The sequence below is a fragment of the Vogesella facilis genome (assembly GCF_042648525.1).
In the GTDB taxonomy this organism is placed as follows: Bacteria; Pseudomonadota; Gammaproteobacteria; order Burkholderiales; family Chromobacteriaceae; genus Vogesella; species Vogesella facilis.
In genome coordinates this window covers 31,464-50,666 of record NZ_JBHRXN010000010.1, presented here as the reverse complement: position 1 = coordinate 50,666, position 19,203 = coordinate 31,464, and the positions used below count along the sequence as shown (strand labels likewise).

18 protein-coding genes are annotated in these 19,203 nt (G+C 66.2%); 13 read left to right on the top strand and 5 right to left on the bottom strand.

The genetic code is table 11. From position 1 onward, the window contains the following. Positions 1 to 57: 57 nt before the first annotated feature. The 4 genes from ACFOLG_RS04325 (at position 58) to ACFOLG_RS04310 (ending at position 4,182) form a co-directional block, all read left to right on the top strand. On the top strand, positions 58 to 1,107 hold the full coding sequence (locus tag ACFOLG_RS04325) for an ABC transporter substrate-binding protein (RefSeq protein ID WP_386088781.1): 1,050 nt from the start codon (positions 58 to 60) through the stop codon (positions 1,105 to 1,107). Between the two features lie 96 nt (positions 1,108 to 1,203). Further along, complete coding sequence (locus tag ACFOLG_RS04320; RefSeq protein ID WP_386088779.1) at positions 1,204 to 2,157, top strand: Bug family tripartite tricarboxylate transporter substrate binding protein; 954 nt, start codon at positions 1,204 to 1,206, stop codon at positions 2,155 to 2,157. A gap of 3 nt (positions 2,158 to 2,160) precedes the next feature. Next, positions 2,161 to 2,676 carry a tripartite tricarboxylate transporter TctB family protein gene (locus ACFOLG_RS04315; protein ID WP_386088776.1) on the top strand — a complete coding sequence of 172 codons (516 nt, stop codon included), beginning with the start codon at positions 2,161 to 2,163 and terminating at the stop codon, positions 2,674 to 2,676. Beyond that, positions 2,677 to 4,182 carry a tripartite tricarboxylate transporter permease gene (locus tag ACFOLG_RS04310; RefSeq protein ID WP_386088774.1) on the top strand — a complete coding sequence of 502 codons (1,506 nt, stop codon included), beginning with the start codon at positions 2,677 to 2,679 and terminating at the stop codon, positions 4,180 to 4,182. 147 nt (positions 4,183 to 4,329) lie between these two features. On the opposite strand, the gene ACFOLG_RS04305 is transcribed toward ACFOLG_RS04310, so the two are convergent. Continuing rightward, on the bottom strand, positions 4,330 to 4,893 hold the full coding sequence (locus ACFOLG_RS04305; RefSeq protein WP_386088772.1) for a YIP1 family protein: 564 nt from the start codon (positions 4,891 to 4,893) through the stop codon (positions 4,330 to 4,332). Positions 4,894 to 5,111: 218 nt separating this feature from the next. Here ACFOLG_RS04305 and ACFOLG_RS04300 point away from each other — a divergent pair, with 218 nt between their 5' ends. Next, a complete protein-coding gene (locus tag ACFOLG_RS04300; protein WP_386088769.1) occupies positions 5,112 to 5,339 on the top strand; it encodes a hypothetical protein in 228 nt (75 codons plus the stop codon). Between the two features lie 155 nt (positions 5,340 to 5,494). On the opposite strand, the gene ACFOLG_RS04295 is transcribed toward ACFOLG_RS04300, so the two are convergent. The 3 genes from ACFOLG_RS04295 to ACFOLG_RS04285 all read right to left on the bottom strand — a co-directional run bounded on the left by ACFOLG_RS04295 (position 5,495) and on the right by ACFOLG_RS04285 (position 10,119). After that, positions 5,495 to 5,989: a MarR family winged helix-turn-helix transcriptional regulator gene (locus tag ACFOLG_RS04295; RefSeq protein WP_386088766.1), complete on the bottom strand. Its 495-nt coding sequence runs from the start codon at positions 5,987 to 5,989 to the stop codon at positions 5,495 to 5,497. 10 nt (positions 5,990 to 5,999) lie between these two features. Continuing rightward, positions 6,000 to 6,425, bottom strand: coding sequence for a DUF488 domain-containing protein (locus ACFOLG_RS04290; protein WP_386088763.1), 426 nt, complete (start codon positions 6,423 to 6,425; stop codon positions 6,000 to 6,002). Positions 6,426 to 6,624: 199 nt separating this feature from the next. After that, a complete protein-coding gene (locus ACFOLG_RS04285) occupies positions 6,625 to 10,119 on the bottom strand; it encodes an indolepyruvate ferredoxin oxidoreductase family protein (protein WP_386088760.1) in 3,495 nt (1,164 codons plus the stop codon). A 332-nt stretch (positions 10,120 to 10,451) separates the two neighbouring features. Between ACFOLG_RS04285 and rarD the strand changes: the two genes are divergently transcribed. The 8 genes from rarD (at position 10,452) to ACFOLG_RS04245 (ending at position 18,293) form a co-directional block, all read left to right on the top strand. After that, positions 10,452 to 11,360, top strand: coding sequence for an EamA family transporter RarD (gene rarD / locus ACFOLG_RS04280; RefSeq protein ID WP_386088758.1), 909 nt, complete (start codon positions 10,452 to 10,454; stop codon positions 11,358 to 11,360). 188 nt (positions 11,361 to 11,548) lie between these two features. Beyond that, complete coding sequence (locus ACFOLG_RS04275; RefSeq protein ID WP_386088756.1) at positions 11,549 to 11,998, top strand: GNAT family N-acetyltransferase; 450 nt, start codon at positions 11,549 to 11,551, stop codon at positions 11,996 to 11,998. Continuing rightward, positions 11,995 to 12,651 carry an alanyl-tRNA editing protein gene (locus tag ACFOLG_RS04270; RefSeq protein ID WP_386088753.1) on the top strand — a complete coding sequence of 219 codons (657 nt, stop codon included), beginning with the start codon at positions 11,995 to 11,997 and terminating at the stop codon, positions 12,649 to 12,651. The genes ACFOLG_RS04275 and ACFOLG_RS04270 overlap by 4 nt, the downstream gene beginning before the upstream one ends. Continuing rightward, positions 12,644 to 13,063, top strand: coding sequence for a GFA family protein (locus ACFOLG_RS04265; protein ID WP_386088752.1), 420 nt, complete (start codon positions 12,644 to 12,646; stop codon positions 13,061 to 13,063). Before ACFOLG_RS04270 ends, ACFOLG_RS04265 begins: the two co-directional genes overlap by 8 nt. 2 nt (positions 13,064 to 13,065) lie before the next feature. Further along, positions 13,066 to 13,956 carry a DMT family transporter gene (locus ACFOLG_RS04260; protein ID WP_386088750.1) on the top strand — a complete coding sequence of 297 codons (891 nt, stop codon included), beginning with the start codon at positions 13,066 to 13,068 and terminating at the stop codon, positions 13,954 to 13,956. A 138-nt stretch (positions 13,957 to 14,094) separates the two neighbouring features. Then, positions 14,095 to 15,357 (top strand): tetratricopeptide repeat protein, encoded by a 1,263-nt coding sequence (locus tag ACFOLG_RS04255; protein ID WP_386088747.1) that lies wholly within the window; start codon positions 14,095 to 14,097, stop codon positions 15,355 to 15,357. 138 nt (positions 15,358 to 15,495) lie between these two features. Further along, positions 15,496 to 17,382: an SEL1-like repeat protein gene (locus ACFOLG_RS04250; protein WP_386088745.1), complete on the top strand. Its 1,887-nt coding sequence runs from the start codon at positions 15,496 to 15,498 to the stop codon at positions 17,380 to 17,382. 212 nt (positions 17,383 to 17,594) lie between these two features. Then, positions 17,595 to 18,293 (top strand): alpha/beta hydrolase, encoded by a 699-nt coding sequence (locus ACFOLG_RS04245; protein WP_386088743.1) that lies wholly within the window; start codon positions 17,595 to 17,597, stop codon positions 18,291 to 18,293. 92 nt (positions 18,294 to 18,385) lie between these two features. Here the strand turns inward: ACFOLG_RS04245 and ACFOLG_RS04240 are convergent, their stop codons facing one another. Continuing rightward, positions 18,386 to 19,177 carry an inositol monophosphatase family protein gene (locus tag ACFOLG_RS04240; protein ID WP_386088741.1) on the bottom strand — a complete coding sequence of 264 codons (792 nt, stop codon included), beginning with the start codon at positions 19,175 to 19,177 and terminating at the stop codon, positions 18,386 to 18,388. Positions 19,178 to 19,203: the final 26 nt, after the last annotated feature.

Genomic DNA, 19,203 nt, shown 5'->3' with positions numbered 1-19,203 from the left:
TGAAAGGGAAATGAAAGCTTGCCTTGCCAGACTAGCCCCAAGCAGAAGGAAAAAAGCATGAACAGTTTACGCGCGCTGCTGTTGCTGTTGGCCGCCAGCCCGGCGCTGGCCGGTGACGCACCGCGCAGTGCGCTGGAAGAAACCGCCCGCCGCGAAGGCGCGCTGGTGGTGGATTCCACCACCGACCGGGAACAGGTGGCGCCGCTGCTGCGAGCCTTCCAGCAGCGCTACCCCTACCTGCAGATGGAGTACCGCGATCTGTCCGGCGCCGAGATCTACCGCCGCGCACTGTCCGGCACGCAGCACGGCGACGTGCTGTGGAGTTCGGCGATGGACCTGCAGATCAAGCTGGTGAACGAGGGCCTGGCGCTGCGCTACAGCTCGCCGCAGAAGGCGGCGCTGCCCGGCTGGGCGTCGTGGCGCGACGAAGTGTACGGCACCACCTTCGAGCCGATCGTGCTGGCCTACAACCGCCAGCGCATCGCCGAGCGCGACATGCCGGACAGCCATACCGCGCTGCGGCGGGTACTGCGCGCCGGCAACTGGCGGGTGGCCAGCTACGACGTGGAAAGCTCCGGCGCCGGCTACTTCTTTTTCAGCCAGGACTCGCGGCACAACCCGGAGTTCTGGGATCTGGCGGCGGTGCTGGGCCGCAGCATGCGCTACCAGGACGGCAACAGCCTGACCCTGCTCAAGCGCCTGCAGCGCGGCGAGGCCGACATCGCCTACAACGTGCTGGGGCCGTACGCGTGGAGCTTTGCCCGCCAGCACCCGCAGGTGGGCTGGCTGCTGCCGCAGGATTACACGCTGGTGGTCAGCCGCCTGCAGCTGATCCACAAGGCGGCGCAGCACCCGGCAGCGGCCAAGCTGTGGATGGATTTCGTGTTGTCGCGCGACGGGCAGCAGGTGCTGGCGCAAGGCAGCGGCCTGCCGCCGATACGCGACGATCTGCCGCGGCGGCTGGGCAATATCGACCTGACGCGCGAGGCCGCCAAGCTGCGGCCGATCCAGGTCGGCAGCGGCCTGCTGGTGTACCTGGACAGCGCCAAGCGCAGTCTGTTTTTGAAGCGCTGGCGCGAGCAGCTGCCGGCGGCGCTGCAGCCGTAACAGAGATTCGCAGACCGGTAAGCGATACCGGCTGCAATACCGCCCCGAGAGAGGGCAAACACAACCGCAACACTCGCAGTACCACAGGAGAGACACATGAAACTGAAAGCACTGATTGCATCCTGCCTGATCGCCATGGCGCCGTTTGCCGCCCACGCCCAGGTGGACCAGTTCAAGATCATGGCCCCGGCCAACCCGGGCGGCGGCTTTGACACCGTGGCCCGTACCATGGGCGAGGCGCTGCAGGCCAGCGGCTACGCCAAGAGCGTGGTGGTAGAGAACAAGGCCGGTGCTGGTGGTGCCATCGGCATGGCGCAGTTCGTCAACAACGAGAAGGGCAACCCCAACGCGCTGCTGGTAGCCGGTGCCGTGACCGTGGGCGCGCTGGAAACCAACAAGTCGCCGGTGAACTTCGGCATGGTGACGCCGATTGCGCGCCTGATGGGCGAGTTCAACGTCATCGTGGTGCCGACCGCCTCGCCGCTGAAATCGATCAAGGACCTGATGGCCGCCTACAAGGCCAACCCGGGTAGTGTCAGCATCGGCGGCGGCTCCGCCGGCGGCATCGACCACATCATGGCCAGCCTGATGTCGGAAAAAGCCGGCGTCGATCCGGACAAGCTGAACTACATCCCGTTCGCCGGCGGTGGCGAGGGCAAGGCTGCCATCCTCGGCAACCAGATCTCCGCCTACATCAGCGGCTACGGTGAACTGGCCGACCTGATCAAGGCCGGCAAGGTGCGCGCGCTGGGCATCTCCGCCGCCACCCGCAACCCGGACATCCCGGTGCCGACGCTGCGTGAGCAGGGCACCGACGTGGTGGTGTACAACTGGCGCGGTGTGTTCGGCGCCCCGGGCATCAACGCCGCGCAGAAGGCCGCGCTGATCAAGGCAGTGGAAGGCGCAGTGAAGTCGCCGGCCTGGAAAACCAAGGCCGAGAAGATGGAATGGCTGGACATGCTGCAGACCGGCGACAGCTTCAAGGCTTTCCTGGACGAAGACGTGAAGCGCACCGCTGCCACCGTGAAGAAACTGAAGCTGGGTAACTAAGCCATGATCAAGCGCGTATCCGGCGAGCAGTGGCTCGCCATCGGGGTGATCATGCTGGGCATCTTCATGGCCTGGCAGATCGGTGATATCCCGAATGATTCCGGCTATGCCGGTATCGGTCCGCGCTTCTTCCCCACCCTGATTGTTACCGGTCTTATCGTTGCCGGTGGCGCGTTGCTGATGCAGCGTCGCCACCGTAACGGGCCGGACACGGTGATCAGTAACGGGGAGGACGATGCGGAGCAACTGGAAGCGGAAGAAGCCGAACAACGCGGCGAGGCCGACTGGCGCATGTTCGCCATTGCCAGCGGCACGCTGATCGCGCATATGGCGCTGATCGGCATGATCGGCTTCACCCTGGCCGGCACCCTGCTGTGCTTCGGCATCTGCCGCGCGCTGGAAACCCGCCGCCCGGCGCTGGATCTGGTGCTGTCGTTTGCGCTGGCCCTCGGCCTGTTTCACCTGTTCAAGTGGCTGGGGCTGAACCTGCCCGCCCTGCTGCCGGGAGGAGTACTGTAAATGGAATCCTTGAATGCCCTGTTCAGTCTGGGCTTTGCCACCGCGCTGACGCCGGCCAACCTGCTGTGGGCGCTGATCGGCTGTACCCTCGGCACCGCCATCGGCGTGTTGCCGGGCATCGGCCCGGCGGTGACCGTGGCGCTGCTGCTGCCGGTGACGCAAAGCGTAGACCCAACCGGTGCGCTGATCATGCTGGCCGGGGTGTACTACGGCGCCATGTTCGGCGGCTCCACCACCTCCATCCTGCTGAACACCCCGGGTGAAGCCGGCTCCATCGTCTCGGCGCTGGAAGGCAACAAGATGGCCAAGGCCGGCCGCGCCGGCCCGGCGCTGTCCACCGCCGCCATTGGCTCGTTCTTCGCCGGCACCGTGTCCACCATCCTGCTGTCGCTGCTGGCGCCGGTGATCGCCGGCTTCGCGCTGCAGCTGGGGCCGGTGGAAACCTTCTCGCTGATGATGCTGACCTTCGCCGCGGTGTCCGCGGTGCTGGGCAACTCGCCGCTGAAGGGCGCCATCGCGCTGCTGCTGGGGCTGGGCATCGGCCTGATCGGCATCGAGCCGCAATCCGGCCAGAGCCGCTTCACCTTCGGCCTGCTGCCGCTGATCGACGGCATCGACATCGTGGTGATCGCCATGGGCCTGTTCGCCATCGGCGAGACGCTGTACACCGCCACCTACGAGAACAAGATGAAAGCCGGGCTGGAAACCATGAGCGGCAGCTTCTGGATGAACAAGTCCGACTGGCGCCGTTCGTGGAAACCGTGGCTGCGCGGCACGCTGATCGGCTTCCCGTTCGGCACCCTGCCGGCCGGCGGCACCGAAATGCCGACCTTCCTGTCCTACTCGGCCGAGCGCAAGCTGGCCAGCCCGGAGGCGCAGAAGGAATTCGGCAAGGGCGCCATCGAAGGCGTGGCCGGCCCGGAAGCGGCCAACAACGCCGCCGTCACCGGCACGCTGGTACCGCTGCTGACGCTGGGCATCCCGACCTCGGCCACCGCGGCGATCATGCTGTCGGCGTTCCAGCAGTACAACATCGTGCCCGGCCCGCTGCTGTTCGATACCAACCCGGAGCTGGTGTGGGGCCTGATCGCCTCGCTGTACATCGGCAACGTGATGCTGCTGGTGCTGAACCTGCCGCTGGTGGGGCTGTGGGTGCAGTTCCTGAAGGTGCCGCGCCCGCTGCTGTACGGTGGCATCGTGCTGCTGGCCACCATGGGTGCCTACGCGCTGCGCCAGAGCTGGTTCGACCTGATGCTGCTGTACATCGTCGGCGTGGTCGGCTTCCTGATGCGTCGCTACGACTTCCCGGTGGTGCCGCTGGTGGTGGGGCTGATCGTCGGCCCGATGGCGGAAAAACACTTCCGCCGCGCCATGTCCATCCACCAGGGCGACCTGACGGTGTTCCTGACCCATCCGATCTCGCTGGCCATCCTGCTGGTGACGGTTGCCATCCTGGTGGTGCCGCCGCTGCTGAAGCGTCGCCAGCGCCTGGTGGAAGCCAGCTAGCACGCTGCGGCCAAGCTTCGACACCGGTGCGGCGCAGTAGCGCCGCACCAGAACCGAGTACTCCCGGTACAAGCGATGTTGTACTTCTCACCCGCCAGCACACTGCCCGCAGTGTCGCTGGCGTCTTTTTTTGCCCGCCCGGCCGCGCTACAGCAACGGCAGCAGGATCAGCGCCACCAGCACGCTCCACAACAGCGCGCCGACGCTGAACACGGTGTAAGCCAGCGCCTCGGTACGCACCGAGTCGTCGTGCTCGAACAGCGCGTCCAGGCCGTGGTACAGCAGCAGGCCGGAAGCCAGCAGTCCCAGCACGCCGATGGCGGCATTGAACAGCGGCCACGGCAGCAGCAGGGTCAGCGACGACAGCCAGATCGGCAGCGCCGCCAGGCCGGCCAGGCGGTAGCAGTCGGCATACGGCGGACGCGCGGCGGTATGCACCGCCTGGCGGATAAAGCCGGCCATCAGGTGCACGCTGCCCCAGCAGGCCAGCCAGAACAGCGCCACCATCACGTCCCAGTTCAGCAGCGACAGGTTGGCCGCATAGCGGGCGCCGTTGACGTGGCCGGCATACAGCAGCATGGCGGCGGCGAGGGTGGAGGCGGGCAGCACCACCCGCACAAAGCTGTGCACGATATCCGGGTGGCGGTTGGCCAGTTCGTCCCAGCCGTGGTGGGACGACAGCAACATGCGGAGCGGGGTAAGCGGGGTCATGGCAGTACTCCCTGGGCGGAGGCCCGGCAAGCGGCAGGTGGTACTGTAAATATATCGCGTTACGATACAAATACAAGCCGGCTGCGCCAAGCCGGTGCGGCCTGCCTCGCCACGACGCATGCCTGCACCAGCGGCAGGCCGCCACCGCACGTGCCGGCGGCCTTGCCGCAGGCACGGCTTTTGCAACACCAGCAGCAGATACCGCGCAGGAGCTCGCCATGTTCGCCCACTTTGCCAAACCCAAGCCCGCCAGCACCAGCGAAGCGGTGATGTTCAACTACCAGCGCCCGACACGCGCGCGGCTGGTGGCGCAGGACAAGCACGGCGGCCTGTGGCTGGTGGAGGCGTTCGATCCGCTGCACAAGGTGTGGGTGTGGCAGGACGAAAGCCACAATATGGAGAAGGCGGTGGACGATGCCCGCCGCCTGAGCCTGTTTCCCGGCTGAGCGCCGCGCCGGGCGGCGTCAGCGCAGATGCGACGCGGCTCCGAACCATCCCTACACACTACCGGCCGGCCACCCCGGCCCGGCATCTTCGCCCGCGGCGAGCGGCAGCGCCGTCCGCTCAACCACCGTGCTGCGGCCAACGTTGGCCGCAGCTTTCAGATCGCCGGATCGTTGTCCGGCGTGGCCTGCAACAGCATTTCCAGCGAGGCGAAACCGCCGAGCTGGCGCAGCGCCAGCAGCTCGTCGCGGTGCGCGCGCGCCATTTCTTCCACCAGCTGCTCGCCGCGCGGCAGCAGGCTGACTTCCACGCAGCGCTTGTCGTCGCGCCCCGGCGTGCGCTGCACCAGGCCCAGCGTCTCGCAGCGGCTGACCAGCCCCACCACGCTGTGGTGCTGGGTCTGCAGCCGTTCCGCCAGTTCCGCCACCGTCGCCCAGTCGCGGCCGGGGTAGCCGCGCAGCTGCAGCAGCACCTGGTACTGCTGCGGGGTCAGGCCGTGCTCCTGCGCCATTTCCTCGCTGAAACGCAGAAAGCGCCGCAGCCGGTAGCGGAAGTCGGCGAGTCGCTGGAAATCGTCCTTGCTGAGCGGGGCAGGCTGGGTCATGGCGCAGTGGCGGCGGGCAAAGAGCGCCACCGTATCACACTTCGCCATGCCGCTCGACCTAGTCAAACTGCTCGGCGTAGCACACCGGCGAGGCGCGCAAGCTGCCAGCGGCCTGCCATTGCTGCGCCGCCAGCCGCGCGGCCAGGAACTCGGCCAGCGCCTGCGCCGGGTTGGGGTCGTCGGCCGAGGTATCGTGCAGCAACACCAGCTCGCCGTATTGCTGCGCCGCCTGCAGCAGCGGCTGCCAGCGCGCCGGGTTGGCGGCCAGATCGGCCCAGTAGCTGTCGCAGAAATACGGCCAGCGGCCAACGTCGCGCTGCAGCCAGGTCATCAGCCCCTCGGCCGGCGCCAGCCGCGGCAGCCAGTGCGCGCGGGTGATGCTGCGCCGCGGCAGCCCCACCGGCCAGCTGGCGGTGACCAGAAAAACATTGTCGGCGCGCTGGCGGTAGTCGGCAGCGGCCAGCAGGCGAATGCGTGGCGTCATGATGTGCTCCTTCTTGGTCTGGCAGCCGGCCACGGCCGCTACTCAAATATATCGTAAAACGATATATCGGCCAAAACCTTGATCCAGCACACCTTTGCCGCACTTGCCGCGCGGTGCCCGGCGTGCGGTGGCGGCCAGCCGCCGCGGGCATAAAAAAAGCGGGCCAGCTGGCCCGCTCAACACCCTCTAACAATGCCCGTTACGCTGCCGCGCCCTTGCGGGTGGTCGGCGGCGCATCGAACCCCTTGCGCAGCTCCGCCAGTTTCTGCCGTGCCTGTTTCAGGCCGGCATCCTTGACGTGGCCGAAGCCGCGAACGCCTTCGTACTGCTTGATCATCTCGGTGGCGGTGGCCAGGTTGGCCGCAGTCAGCTTGCCGCTCAGCTCGGCCACCAGCTGCTCGAACTCGCCGATCAGCGCGCGCTCCAGCTTGCGGTCGGCCTGCCAGCCGAACGGGTCCAGCGCGGTGCCGCGCAGGCCCTTGCAGCGGGCGATGATACCCATCGCCTTCAGTGCCCACGGGCCGAGGTTGATCTTCTTCGGCTGGTGGCCGGTCATCCAGCTGGCGCCGAAATGGAAGGTCAGCTTCAGCTCGCCGTCGAACTGCGCCGCCAGCTCGCGCTGGAACTCGCCGTCGCTGTACAGCCGCGCCACTTCGTACTCGTCCTTGTAGGCCAGCAGGTGGTAGTAGTTCTTCGCCACCGCCAGCGCCAGCGCGCTGCTGCCGGGCTTGGCCTGTTCCTCGGCCGCCTGCACGGTTGCCACCAGCGCCTTGTAACGCGCCGCCAGCTTGTCGTTCTGGTAGGCCAGCAGTTCCTTGCTGCGGTGATGCAGCACGCCGTCCACGGTTTCACGTGGAACGAATTGCACCACCGCCGACGGTGCCACCAGCGTCTCCACCTTGAGCAGGTCGTGCGCAGCATGACGGCCCCAGGTAAAGGCGTCCTGGTTGAACTTCACAGCGGCGCCGTTCAGCTCAATGGCGTGCATGATGGCTTCCAGCGATACCGGCACCAGGCCCTGCTGCCAGGCATAGCCGAGCATGAACATGTTGGCAGCGATAGCGTCACCGGACAGCGCGGTGGCGATGCGGGTGGCGTTGACCTCGGCATAGTTGGCCGCACCCACCGATTCGATGATGGCGTCCTTCATCGCCCGCGCCGGGAAGCGCGCATCCGGGTTCTTCAGGAAGGCGCTGGTCGGCGATTCGTAGCTGTTCACCACCACGTGGCTGAAGCCTTCGCGCATCTTGGCGACCGCTTCTTCCGCCGCGGTCACCACCAGATCGCAACCCAGCACCAGGTTGGCATCGCCGGCGGCGATACGCACCGCGTGCAGTTTTTCCTGGCTGTCGGCGATGCGCACGTGCGACCACACCGAGCCGCCTTTCTGCGCCAGGCCGGCCATGTCCAGTACCGTCACGCCCTTGTTGTCGAGGTGGGCGGCCATGCCCAGCACCTGGCCGATGGTGACCACGCCGGTACCACCGATGCCGGTGACCATGATGCCGTACGGCTCGTGCGAAGCCGGCAGCTGCGGCATCGGCAGCGTGCCCATGCCGTCCAGGCTACTCTTGCCGCTGCCGGATTTCTTCAGCTTGGCGCCGGACACCGACACGAAGCTGGGGCAGAAGCCTTCCACGCAGCTGAAGTCCTTGTTGCAGCTGCTCTGGTCGATCTTGCGCTTGCGGCCGAGCGCGGTTTCCACCGGCAGCACCGACAGGCAGCCGGATTTCTTGCTGCAGTCGCCGCAGCCTTCGCACACCCGCTCGTTGATGAACACGCGGCGATCCGGGTCCGGGAATTCACCGCGCTTGCGGCGGCGGCGCTTCTCGGCGGCACAGGTCTGGTCGTGGATCAGAATGGTGACGCCCTCGATGTCGCGCAACTCGCGCTGGATGCGGTCCAGCTCGCGGCGGTGGAACACTTCCACCCCCGGTGCCAGCCCTTCCTGCAGGCCGTGCGCGGTGCGGTACTTGTCCGGGTCGTCGCTGGTGATCACGATGCGGCTCACGCCCTCGGCCGCCACCTGGCGGGTGATCATCGGCACGTCCAGGTAGCCGTCGACATGCTGGCCGCCGGTCATCGCCACCGCGTCGTTGTACAGGATCTTGTAAGTAATATTTACTTTTCCGGCCACCGCGGCGCGGATCGCCAGCAGGCCGGAGTGGAAGTAGGTGCCGTCACCGAGGTTGGTGAAGATGTGCTTGGTGGTGGTGAACGGCGCCTGGCCCAGCCAGGTGATGCCTTCGCCGCCCATCTGGGTGAAGGTCTTGGTGCTGTCGCCCTCGATCCAGTGCGCCATGTAGTGGCAGCCGATGCCGGCCACCGCGCGGCTGCCTTCCGGCACCTTGGTGCTGGTGTTGTGCGGACAGCCGGAGCAGTAATGCGGGATGCGGTTGATCGCTTCGCGCGGCTGCACCAGCTGCGCTTCTTTCTCTTCGTAGAACTTCAGCCGGTCGTGGATCACCGGGCTGTCGTAGATATTGGCCAGCCGCTTGGCGATGGCGCGGGCGATCATCGCCGGGGTCAGCTCGCCGGCGGCTGGCAGCAGCCAGTCGCCGTGCGGCAGCGCCCATTCGCCTTTTTCGGCGAACTTGCCCACCACGCGCGGGCGCACGTCGTCGCGCCAGTTGTACAGCTGCTCCTTCAGCTGGTACTCGATGATCTGGCGTTTTTCTTCCACCACCAGGATCTCGTCCAGCCCTTCGGCAAAGTGGCGCACACCTTCCGGCTCCAGCGGCCACACCATGCCCACCTTGAAGATGCGCAGGCCGATGTCGGCGGCCAAAGCTTCGTCGATGCCCAGGTCGTCCAGCGCCTGCATCACGTCCAGGTACGATTTGCCACAGGTGATGATGCCCAGGCGCGGCTTGGGCGAATCCAGCGTGATGTGGTTGAGCTTGTTGACGCGCGCATAGGCCAGCGCCGCGTACAGGCGGTGGTGCAGCACGCGCTTTTCCTGCGCCAGCGGGGTGTCCGGCCAGCGGATTGACAAGCCGTCTTCCGGCAGCGGGAAGTCGTCCGGAATCACCGGCTGCACCCGTTGCGGGCTGATATCCACCACCGCCGAGCTTTCGATGGTGTCGGTAATCGCCTTGATCGACACCCAGCAACCGGAATAACGGCTCATCGCCCAGCCGTGCAGGCCGAGATCGATCACCTCCTGCACCCCGGACGGCGACAGCACCGGAATCATGCTGGCGGCCAGGATGTGGTCGGACTGGTGCGGGAAAGTGGAGGATTTGGCGGCGTGGTCGTCGCCGCAGATCAGCAGCACGCCGCCGTGCTTGCTGGTGCCGGCCACGTTGCCGTGCTTGATCACGTCGCCGGAGCGGTCCACGCCCGGGCCCTTGCCGTACCACATGGCGTACACGCCGTCGTACTTGGCGCCGTCGAACATGTTCACCTGCTGCGTGCCCCACACCGCGGTGGCGGCCAGGTCCTCGTTCAGGCCCGGGTGGAACACCACGTTGTGCGCCGTCAGGTGCTTTTCCGCCTTCTGCATGTTCTGGTCGACGTTGCCCAGCGGCGAGCCGCGGTAGCCGGTAACGTAGCCGGCGGTGTTCAGGCCGGCGGCGCGGTCGCGCTCCTGCTGCATCATCGGCAGGCGCACCAGCGCCTGGATGCCGTTGAGCAACACCTCGCCGGTGGCGGCGGTGTATTTGTCTTCCAGTTCGACGTGGCGAATCGACATGGTTTCTCCTCCATGTTTGTGCTTGTGGCAACGGGTCGGGTGGGCCTTGTGAGCGGTCCCGATCTGGCTAGCTCTCTGTCTTTATAGGTGGCGTGACGTCTGCGCGTCGGCTGCTGCGGACATTAATTGACGTAAACGTAAACGTCAAAGTGTTTGTCGTTTTTTGCCGGCACCGGGGCGGCCAACTGCGGCTTATGTGCCATTGCAGCAAAGGCGAGCTGAACAGTCCGTTTCCGATACAGCGATTGAGACTGGCGCGGCGGATGGTTACAGTGCAGGCTCTATCCCTGCCGCCGGGCCACAAGCCCATGCGGCCAACGTTGGTCATCATCATGTCGAACCCGCAACACGAAACCAGCCGCGGCGTGCTGTACGCCATCGGTGCCTTCTTCATCTGGGGCCTGTTCCCGCTGTACTGGAAACCGCTGCACCAGGTGCCGGCGCTGCAGATCCTGTGCCACCGCATCGTGTGGTCGGCGCTGTTCGTCGCCATCGTGCTGCTGTGGCAGCGCAACTGGGCGTGGCTGGGCGCCGCGGTGCGCGAGCCGCGCCGGGTCGGCATCTTCGCGCTGTCGTCGCTGCTGCTGTCCGGCAACTGGCTGATCTATATCTGGGCGGTGAATGCCGGCCACGTGGTGGAGGCCAGCCTCGGCTACTTCATCAACCCGCTGGTCAACGTGCTGCTGGGGCGGCTGTTCCTGGCCGAACGGCTGACCCGCACCCAGGCCGCCGCGGTAGCGCTGGCCACGCTGGGGGTGGGCTGGATCACCCTCAGCGCCGGCGCCTTGCCGTGGATCGCGCTGGGCCTGGCCGCCACCTTCGGCCTGTACGGCCTGCTGCGCAAGAAAGCGCCGCTGCCATCGCTGGAAGGGCTGGCGCTGGAAACCTTCCTGCTCACTCCGGTGGCCGCCGCCGCGCTGCTGTGGTTCCAGTGGCAGGGCAGCGCCGCCTTCGGCCAGCAGGGCGTGGCCATCGATGCGCTGCTGGCCGGCGCCGGCGTGGTCACCGCCATTCCGCTGCTGCTGTTCGCCAGCGGCGCGCGGCGGCTGAAGCTGGCCACCGTCGGCCTGATCCAGTACCTGGGGCCGTCGATCCAGCTCGGGCTGGGGGTGTGGCTGTTCGGCGAACCGTTCGGCCAGGCGCGCGCGCTGGGCTTCGGCCTGATCTGGCTGGCGCTGGCGCTGTATTCCGGCCACGGCCTGCTGAGCTACTGGAAGGAGCGCCGGCTACAGCAGGCGTAAGCGCGACCTTGCTCCGGGTGTGACAACACTGCGGCAGCAAGCGTTCACCAGCACACACGATGCGGCCAACCTGGCAACGGGTTGGCCGCATTGCCATTGATACAGCGCCATCACACAGTGTTCTGCCGCTGTAACTTGCCGCCACCGCGGGCCGGCAGTAGCGTTACAGACTGCAAGGAGAGGCAGACATGAGCATCGAATTCGATAGCGACAAGCAGCGGCTGGACCGCGACATGGTGTACCGCTACCTGAGCGGCGAATCCTACTGGGCGCGCGGCCTGCCGCGCGACATCTTCGAACGCTCGCTGGACGGCGCGCTGTGCATCGGCGGCTACGACCAGCACGGCCGCCAGGTGGCGTTCGCGCGGGTGATCAGCGACTACGCCACCTTCGCCTACCTCGGCGATGTGTTCGTGCTGGACAGCGTGCGCGGCCAGGGCGTGGGCAAGGCGCTGATGGCCCATATCGACGCCCACCCGCAGCTGCAGAACCTGCGCCGCTTCATGCTGGCCACTGCCGACGCCCACGGCCTGTACGCGCAGTACGGCTTTGCCGCGCTGAGCGCGCCGGAACGCATCATGGAACGGGTGGAACCGGACATCTACCAGCGGCTGGCGCGCGAACGGGGCCAGCCATGACGCACAAGGTCTTCTGGGACGACCCCTACCTGTGCACGCTGCTCACCCGCGTCGCCAGCGTCGACGGGCCGCGCATCACCCTGCAGGCCAGCATCTTCTACGCCGCGAGCGGCGGCCAGGAAAGCGACAGCGGCAGCATCGCCGGCCAGCCGGTGCTGCTGGCGGAAAAGCAGGGGCAGGACATCGTCTACACCCTGGCCACCGACCACGGCCTGCACGCCGGCGACGCGGTCAGCGTGCACATCGACTGGCCGCGCCGCTACCGGCTGATGCGGCTGCACTTCGCCGCCGAGCTGACGCTGGAAACCATCTACCGCGACTTCGACGGCGTGGAAAAAATCGGCGCCCATATCGGCGAACACAAGGCGCGCATCGACTTTGCGCTGCCGCAGCCCATCACCCCGCAGCTGGCCGCCATCGCCACCAGGGTGCAGGCGCTGATCGACGCCGACAGCGCCATCGTCAGCGCCTTTGCCGATGCGGCGACCGAGCGCCGCTACTGGGAAGTGCCCGGCTACTGCCGCGTGCCGTGCGGCGGCACCCACCTCAGGCACACCGGCGAGGTTGGCCGCATCGCGCTGAAGCGCAGGAACGTGGGCAAGGGCAAGGAGCGGGTGGAGATCACCCTGCTGGAGGAAGACGCGCATGACTGAGCAAGCCTTGCACGGCAGCTGCCTGTGCGGCGGCGTGCGCTACCAGGTAGACCAGCTGGACATGCCGATCCAGCATTGCCACTGCCACACCTGCCGCAAGGCACATGCCGCCGCCTTTGCCAGTACCGCAGGTGTGCTGCGCCAGCATTTCCGCTGGCTGCAAGGGCAGGAGCTGCTCAGCCGTTACGAATCCTCTCCCGGCAAGCTACGTTACTTCTGCCGCGTCTGCGGCAGCCAGTTGCTGGCAGAAAGACCCGTGCAGCCACATGTGATCCTGCGTGTGGCCACGCTGGACGACACACCAGCACAACGGCCGAGCGCGCATATCTGGTGCAGCCATGACCTTGCCTGGCTGGCGTACACCGACGTGCCGGCGTATCCCGAGTGGCAACCTTCAGCGAGTACAAAATAACCATGCTGTTCTACGATCTGGCAGCGCTGGGCGCCGCCACCTGCTGGGCACTCAGCTCCATCATCGGCGCCACGCCGTCGCGGCAGCTGGGCTCCTTCGGCTTCACCCGCGTCCGCCTGAGCCTGCTCACCCTGCTGCTGGGCGGCATCGCGCTGGCCAGCGGCGGCTGGCAGCTGCTCAACGCCAGCCAGCTGGCGTTACTGGCCGCCTCCGGCCTTACCGGCATCTTCCTCGGCGACACGCTGATGTTCGCCGCCATGAACCGCATCGGCCCGCGCCGCACCGGCCTGCTGTTCGCCACCCATTCGGTATTCTCGGTCAGCCTGGGCGTGCTGCTGCTCAGCGAACGGCTGAGTCTGGCGGCAGCAGCCGGCAGCCTGCTGGTGTTCGCCGGCGTGCTGTGCGCCATCGCCTTCGGCCGCCGCGACAGCCAGCAGCACCACTGGGAACACAGCCACGGCCTCAAGCTGGGCGTGGCGCTGGCGCTCACCGCGGCGCTGTGTCAGGCGCTGGGCACCTTCCTCGCCAAACCGGTGATGGCCGCCGGCATCGACCCGATTGCCGCCAACGGTCTGCGCATCGCCGTCAGCTGCGCCGCGCACTGGCTGCTGTGGGCCAGCGGCAACCGCCATGCGCGGCTGCAAAGCCCGCTGGCGCCGCGCTTGTTCGGCCAGACCGTGCTCAACGGCCTGGTTGGCCAGGGCGTGGGCATGACGCTGGTGATGCTGGCGCTGAAAGGCGGCAACGTCGCCACCGTGGGCATACTGACGGCGATGACCCCGGTGCTGATCCTGCCGATGCTGTGGGCGGTAATGGGCCAGCGCCCGCCGGCCCTGGCCTGGCTGGGCGCCGCCGCCAGCGTGGCCGGCAGCATGCTGATCGTGCTGCGCTGAGGCATTGCTACAACTGCTTGCGGCCAACCTTTGGGAAAAGGTTGGCCGCATTTTTTTGTCATGCATCCTGCCGGCCGGAGCCGTGGTTATCGTATGCTGTCCGCTTATTCCTAGCCGCCTTGCTTCCGGACCCTGCGCATGAAAACCCGTACCACGCTGGCCATATTGCTGATCTCCTTGCTGCTGCCTGCTGCCACACAGGCACGCGTGCTTAAGTCGCTCCCCGAAAATACCCCCCAGACTGCGCCGGCCATCAGCCTGAGCGGAGATGAAACCGCCGCCGAGCACGGCGATGTCGCGGCCCAGTTCCGGCTGGGGCTGCGCTACGAAAAAGGCAATGAGGTGGCCCAGGACTATGCCAGGGCCATCCGCTGGTATCGCAAGGCCGCCGAACATGGTCTGGCAGCGGCACAGCACAACCTGGCCGTGCTGTATCTGAATGGCCAGGGCGTGCCAAAAGACGAGGCCACCGCGCTGGTCTGGTTCCGCAGGGCCGCCGAGCAGGATCTCCCGCAGGCACAACATGCCATGGGCTACATGCTGCAGCATGGGTTTGGCGCTGCGGCAGACGAGCAACAAGCCATGCTCTGGTACCGCAAGGCGGCCGAACAGGGATCTACCGCGGCCCAGTCGGCTCTGGCCCGGATGTACCAGAATGATCATGGCAGCGGCGTGGACCCGACCGCTGCCGCCTACTGGTTGCAACAGGCCGCAGATGGTGGCGACTCCCTGGCCGCAAAAGCACTGGAATTGCAGTTCGCCAACGATTACGGCTTGAGCAAGGAAGACATCCTGTCGGCCAAACAATATCTCCAGGCGGCGGCACGGGGCGATGCAGTCGCCCAGCGCAAGATCGGGCTGATGCATGATGCCGGCAAGGGCATGCCGTCAAACACCGACCAGGCAGCCATCTGGTATCGCAAGGCGGCGCAGCAGGGAGACATGATTGCCCAGTACCATCTGGGCGTGCTGTACCAGCAGGGATGGGGCGTGCTGCGCGACTTGCAGCAGGCGCGGCTGTGGTATGCCAAGGCAGCGGAACAAGGGGATGCCCGCGCCCAGAACGCGCTGGCCGAGCTGTATGACAACGGTCGCGGCATCCCGATTGATGCCGCCATTGCCGCCGCCTGGTACCGGAAAGCTGTTGCGCAGGGCCTGGCACAGGCACAACTCAATCTGGGTCGCATGTACGAATGGGGCAGAGGCATGGACAAGGACATGGCGCAGGCGCTGAGCCTGTACCGCCAGGCTGCCGAGCAAGGGCTGGCGGAAGCCCAGTTCAAACTGGGCATGGTGTACCTGGAAGGCAACGGGGTGACCAAAGACCCGCAGCAGGCGCAACACTGGTTCCGCAAGGCAGCCGCGCAGGGGAACAGCTTCGCACAACTCAAACTGCAGTAAGCCCGCAGGCATGTTGCAATGACAGTCCCGGCCAGAGCCATGCCGTGGCGACCTGTGTCATAAGCCTTTCAATACCATGGGAATATTTTGCTATCCTGAGCCGCACAATATTTGTGCCCCCACTCCGGACTCCGCCGCATGAAACCGCTCATTCCGCTTGCCGTTCTGCTGTCCACCTTGCTGCTGCCTGCAACCACGCAGGCGCGCGTGCTTAAGTCACTCCCCGAAAATACCCCCCAGACCGCGCCTGCCATCAGCCTGAACGGTGACGAAAGCGCCGCCGAGCACGGCGATGTCGCGGCCCAGTTCCGGCTGGGGCTGCGCTATGAAAAAGGCAATGAAGTGGCCCAGGATTTTGCCAGGGCCGCTAGATGGTATCGCAAGGCCGCCGAACATGGTCTGGCAGCGGCACAGCACAATCTGGCCGTGCTGTACCTGCATGGCCAGGGCATGCCAAAAGATGAGGCCACCGCGCTGGTCTGGTTCCGCAGAGCCGCCGAGCAGGGGCAGCAGGAATCCCTGCTCATCACCGCCCTGCTCAGTCTCAAAGGCGCGGGCACCCCACAAGATGCCGCCGGCGCACAGGACTGGCTACGCAACGCCGCCGGGAACAACGATGCCAGGGCGATGCGCATACTCGGCCTGGCGATCCTGCAAGGCCAGGCAAAGCCGCAAAGCGATGGCGAAGGTCTGGCCTGGCTGCGCAAGGCGGCCCAGCAAGGGGACGCAGACGGGCAATACTGCCTGGGTAGGCTGTACCTGTACGGGCAGGGCGTGCCGACTGATATCGCCCAGGCGCTGGACTGGTACCGCAAGGCGGCCGACCAGGGACAGGCGGACGCACAGAATGAACTCGCCACGTTTTACCAGTACGGAAAACTGCTGAAGATGGATTTGGCCGCCGCAGAAGACTTGTACCGCAAAGCCGCGGCACAAGGCCATGCGGAGGCCAAGCGCAATCTGCAGAGACTGTTTCTCGGTCTGCCCGGCCTCAGCAGGGAAACCATCCTGGCAGCCAGTCAGTACCGGCAAGCCGCAGAGCAAGGCGATGCCAACGCCCAGTATCTGACCGGCCTGATGCACGAATCCGGCAAGGGGCTGCCAAGCGATATCCATCAGGCCGCCGGCTGGTACCGCCGGGCGGCGGAACAGGGCCTGGCAGCGGCCCAGTACAAGCTGGGTATGCAATACAAGAACGGCCAGGGTGTAACGCAGAGTTTCAGCGATGCGGCAGTGTGGTTGCGCAAGGCAGCCGCGCAGGGTCTGGCCAAGGCCCAGGACAGCCTGGGCGCGCTGTACCAGTACGGCCTGGGCGTGGAACAGAATGCTACCGAGGCAGTGATGTGGTACCGCAAGGCTGCCGAACAGGGCCTGCCATCGGCCCAGACCAATCTGGGGGAAATGCTGCAGCAGGGTCGTGGCGTAGCCATGGATTTTGCTGCTGCCGAAAGCTGGTTCCGGCAGGCTGCTGCACAAGGCGATGACGATGCCAGCTTCAAGTTGCTGCGCCTGTTCGAAAATAATGTGGGCCTCAGCCGGCAGGATCTGCTAGCGGCAAACAGCATGCAACAGGCCGCCCAGCGCGGGGATGCCAGGGCACAACGCGTGATGGGGCAGATGTACGATGCCGGCAAGGGATTGCCGCGCGATGCCGCGCAGGCTGCCAGCTGGTACCGCAAGGCGGCGGAGCAGGGCGACAGCATTGCCCGCAACAATCTGGGCAAGCTCTATGCCGAAGGGCGCGGCGTACCCTATGACTGGGCCCAGGCCGTGCACTGGTACCAATTGGCTGCCAACCAGGGTTATGCACTGGCACAGAACAACCTGGGCAATATGTATCGCTACGGGCAAGGCATCGATATGAATGCTGAACAGGCAGTGCACTGGTATCGCAAGGCTGCCGAGCAGGATCTGCGCGAGGCGCAGTTCAGCCTGGGCATGATGTACCTGGAAGGCAACGGTGTAGCGCAGGATGAGCGGGAAGCCGACGTCTGGCTGGGCAAGGCAGGCAAACGGCCCTACTGAGGAACTCCGGATTGATCTACCCGCTGGCTGCGGCCAACCTTGCCTGGGATTGGCCGCACGCTTGCCGGCACGACCAGCCCCGGGCAGTGCCGGCACAGCCAAACCGCCACATTGTGTCACCAGCGGCAACAATCCCTTTACCGGCAGCCGGTTTATCCACCAGCCTGCGCGGCGCACAATGCCTGATTCCCACCTATTGCCAAGGACCGCCCATGACCGCCAGCAGCCTGCCACCCGCCATCGAAGACGCCGCTTCCGGCCTGATCTACCGCGCCTTGCCGCGCGCCAGCCAGCAGCCGGCCAAGGCGCTGTTGTTGCTGCTGCACGGCGTGGGCGGCAACGAGCTGAATCTCGCCGGCCTGCAGCCCTTGCTGGATCCGCGGCTGCAGCTGGTGCTGCTGCGCGCGCCGCTGGTGTTCGGCCCGCAGCAGTATGGCTGGTTCCAGGTCAGCTTCGGCGCGGATGGCCCGCGTATCGATGCGCAACAGGCGGAAAACAGCCGCCAGCAATTGCTGCACCTGTGCGCCAGCCTGCAGGCGCAGTACGGCATCGATGCGGCGCATACCGTGCTGGCCGGCTTCAGCCAGGGCGGCATCATGAGCGCCGGCGTGGCGCTGACCGCGCCGCGACAGGTGGCCGGTTTTGGCCTGCTCAGCGGGCGTATCCTTCCGGAAATTGCGCCCATCATCGGCGAAAAAACGGACTTGGCGCGGCTATCGGCGTTCATCGGCCACGGCGAGCTGGACGACAAGCTGCCAATCGCCTGGGCCGAACGCGCCACGGCCTGGCTGAGCGATCTTGGCGTGCAGCACCAGCTGCGGCGCTACCCGGGCGGACACCAGCTCGGCGCCGACATGGCGCACGATTTTGCCGCCTGGCTGGCGGCCGGCAGCTGGCTGGCCGGCGACTGAGCCGGCGGCAGGACTGCCCCCAAGTAGCCGCCAAAATACTTGCGGCCAACCTGTTGCCGGGTTGGCCGCAAATTTATCGGGGAGGCTGCGTGTTACTGGTTGGCACGCACCCAGCGGTGCCACTGCGCGAACAGCGCCGGATCCAGCGCGGCGATGGCCGAGCGCTTCCACACCGTGTCGGCCCAGTAGTCGTCGGTATACAGGCTGGCGATGCGGCCGCCAGCTTCTTCCAGGATCACCGCGCCGGCGGCGTAGTCCCACAGCCGCTGGCCGCCGTGCAGGTACAGGTCGTAGCGGCCGGCGGCGAGGAAGCACCAGTCCAGGGTGCTGGAGCCCATGCTGCGCTGGCTGCCGAACGGCGCCACGCTGCCCATGCGCGCCGCCAGTTTGCCGGAACGCAGGTATTTGATTTCCACCGCGGCGATAGCGTCGCCCATGCTGTTGGCCATCGATTTCAGCGGCAGGCGTTGGCCGTTGAGGAAGGCGCCGTGGCCGCGGCGGGCGTAGAACACTTCATCGGACACCGGGTTGTAGATCACCCCCAGCTCGCTCTTGCCATCGATCACCAGCGCCACCGAGATGGCGAAATACGGCAGGCCGTTGACGAAGTTGGTGGTGCCGTCGATCGGATCCACTACCCACAGGCCGTGCGGGTTGGCCGCCCACAGCGCGTCCTGCTCCTCGATGCTCATTTCTTCGCCCAGCACCGGGTGCGGCAGGATCTGCGGCAGCTGTTGCTGCAATGCCGACTGGCAGGCCAGGTCCGCTTCGGTAAACAGCGAGCCGTCTTCCTTGCGCGTCTTGCCCACGCGCAGGAAGCGCGGCATCACCTCGCTGTGGGCGACCGCGCGTACGACCTTGATTACCTCATCGACTACCTGCAAAGCCTTCTCCCGCTGTGTGGTGTGAT

What these genes read in the sequence shown, in the direction of transcription:
- ACFOLG_RS04325 (WP_386088781.1), top strand. Translation starts at nt 58, where the DNA reads ATGAACAGTTTACGCGCGCTGCTGTTGCTGTTGGCCGCCAGCCCGGCG.
- ACFOLG_RS04320 (WP_386088779.1), top strand. Translation starts at nt 1,204, where the DNA reads ATGAAACTGAAAGCACTGATTGCATCCTGCCTGATCGCCATGGCGCCG.
- ACFOLG_RS04315 (WP_386088776.1), top strand. Translation starts at nt 2,161, where the DNA reads ATGATCAAGCGCGTATCCGGCGAGCAGTGGCTCGCCATCGGGGTGATC.
- ACFOLG_RS04310 (WP_386088774.1), top strand. Translation starts at nt 2,677, where the DNA reads ATGGAATCCTTGAATGCCCTGTTCAGTCTGGGCTTTGCCACCGCGCTG.
- ACFOLG_RS04305 (WP_386088772.1), bottom strand. Translation starts at nt 4,893, where the DNA reads ATGACCCCGCTTACCCCGCTCCGCATGTTGCTGTCGTCCCACCACGGC.
- ACFOLG_RS04300 (WP_386088769.1), top strand. Translation starts at nt 5,112, where the DNA reads ATGTTCGCCCACTTTGCCAAACCCAAGCCCGCCAGCACCAGCGAAGCG.
- ACFOLG_RS04295 (WP_386088766.1), bottom strand. Translation starts at nt 5,989, where the DNA reads ATGGCGAAGTGTGATACGGTGGCGCTCTTTGCCCGCCGCCACTGCGCC.
- ACFOLG_RS04290 (WP_386088763.1), bottom strand. Translation starts at nt 6,425, where the DNA reads ATGACGCCACGCATTCGCCTGCTGGCCGCTGCCGACTACCGCCAGCGC.
- ACFOLG_RS04285 (WP_386088760.1), bottom strand. Translation starts at nt 10,119, where the DNA reads ATGTCGATTCGCCACGTCGAACTGGAAGACAAATACACCGCCGCCACC.
- rarD (WP_386088758.1), top strand. Translation starts at nt 10,452, where the DNA reads ATGTCGAACCCGCAACACGAAACCAGCCGCGGCGTGCTGTACGCCATC.
- ACFOLG_RS04275 (WP_386088756.1), top strand. Translation starts at nt 11,549, where the DNA reads ATGAGCATCGAATTCGATAGCGACAAGCAGCGGCTGGACCGCGACATG.
- ACFOLG_RS04270 (WP_386088753.1), top strand. Translation starts at nt 11,995, where the DNA reads ATGACGCACAAGGTCTTCTGGGACGACCCCTACCTGTGCACGCTGCTC.
- ACFOLG_RS04265 (WP_386088752.1), top strand. Translation starts at nt 12,644, where the DNA reads ATGACTGAGCAAGCCTTGCACGGCAGCTGCCTGTGCGGCGGCGTGCGC.
- ACFOLG_RS04260 (WP_386088750.1), top strand. Translation starts at nt 13,066, where the DNA reads ATGCTGTTCTACGATCTGGCAGCGCTGGGCGCCGCCACCTGCTGGGCA.
- ACFOLG_RS04255 (WP_386088747.1), top strand. Translation starts at nt 14,095, where the DNA reads ATGAAAACCCGTACCACGCTGGCCATATTGCTGATCTCCTTGCTGCTG.
- ACFOLG_RS04250 (WP_386088745.1), top strand. Translation starts at nt 15,496, where the DNA reads ATGAAACCGCTCATTCCGCTTGCCGTTCTGCTGTCCACCTTGCTGCTG.
- ACFOLG_RS04245 (WP_386088743.1), top strand. Translation starts at nt 17,595, where the DNA reads ATGACCGCCAGCAGCCTGCCACCCGCCATCGAAGACGCCGCTTCCGGC.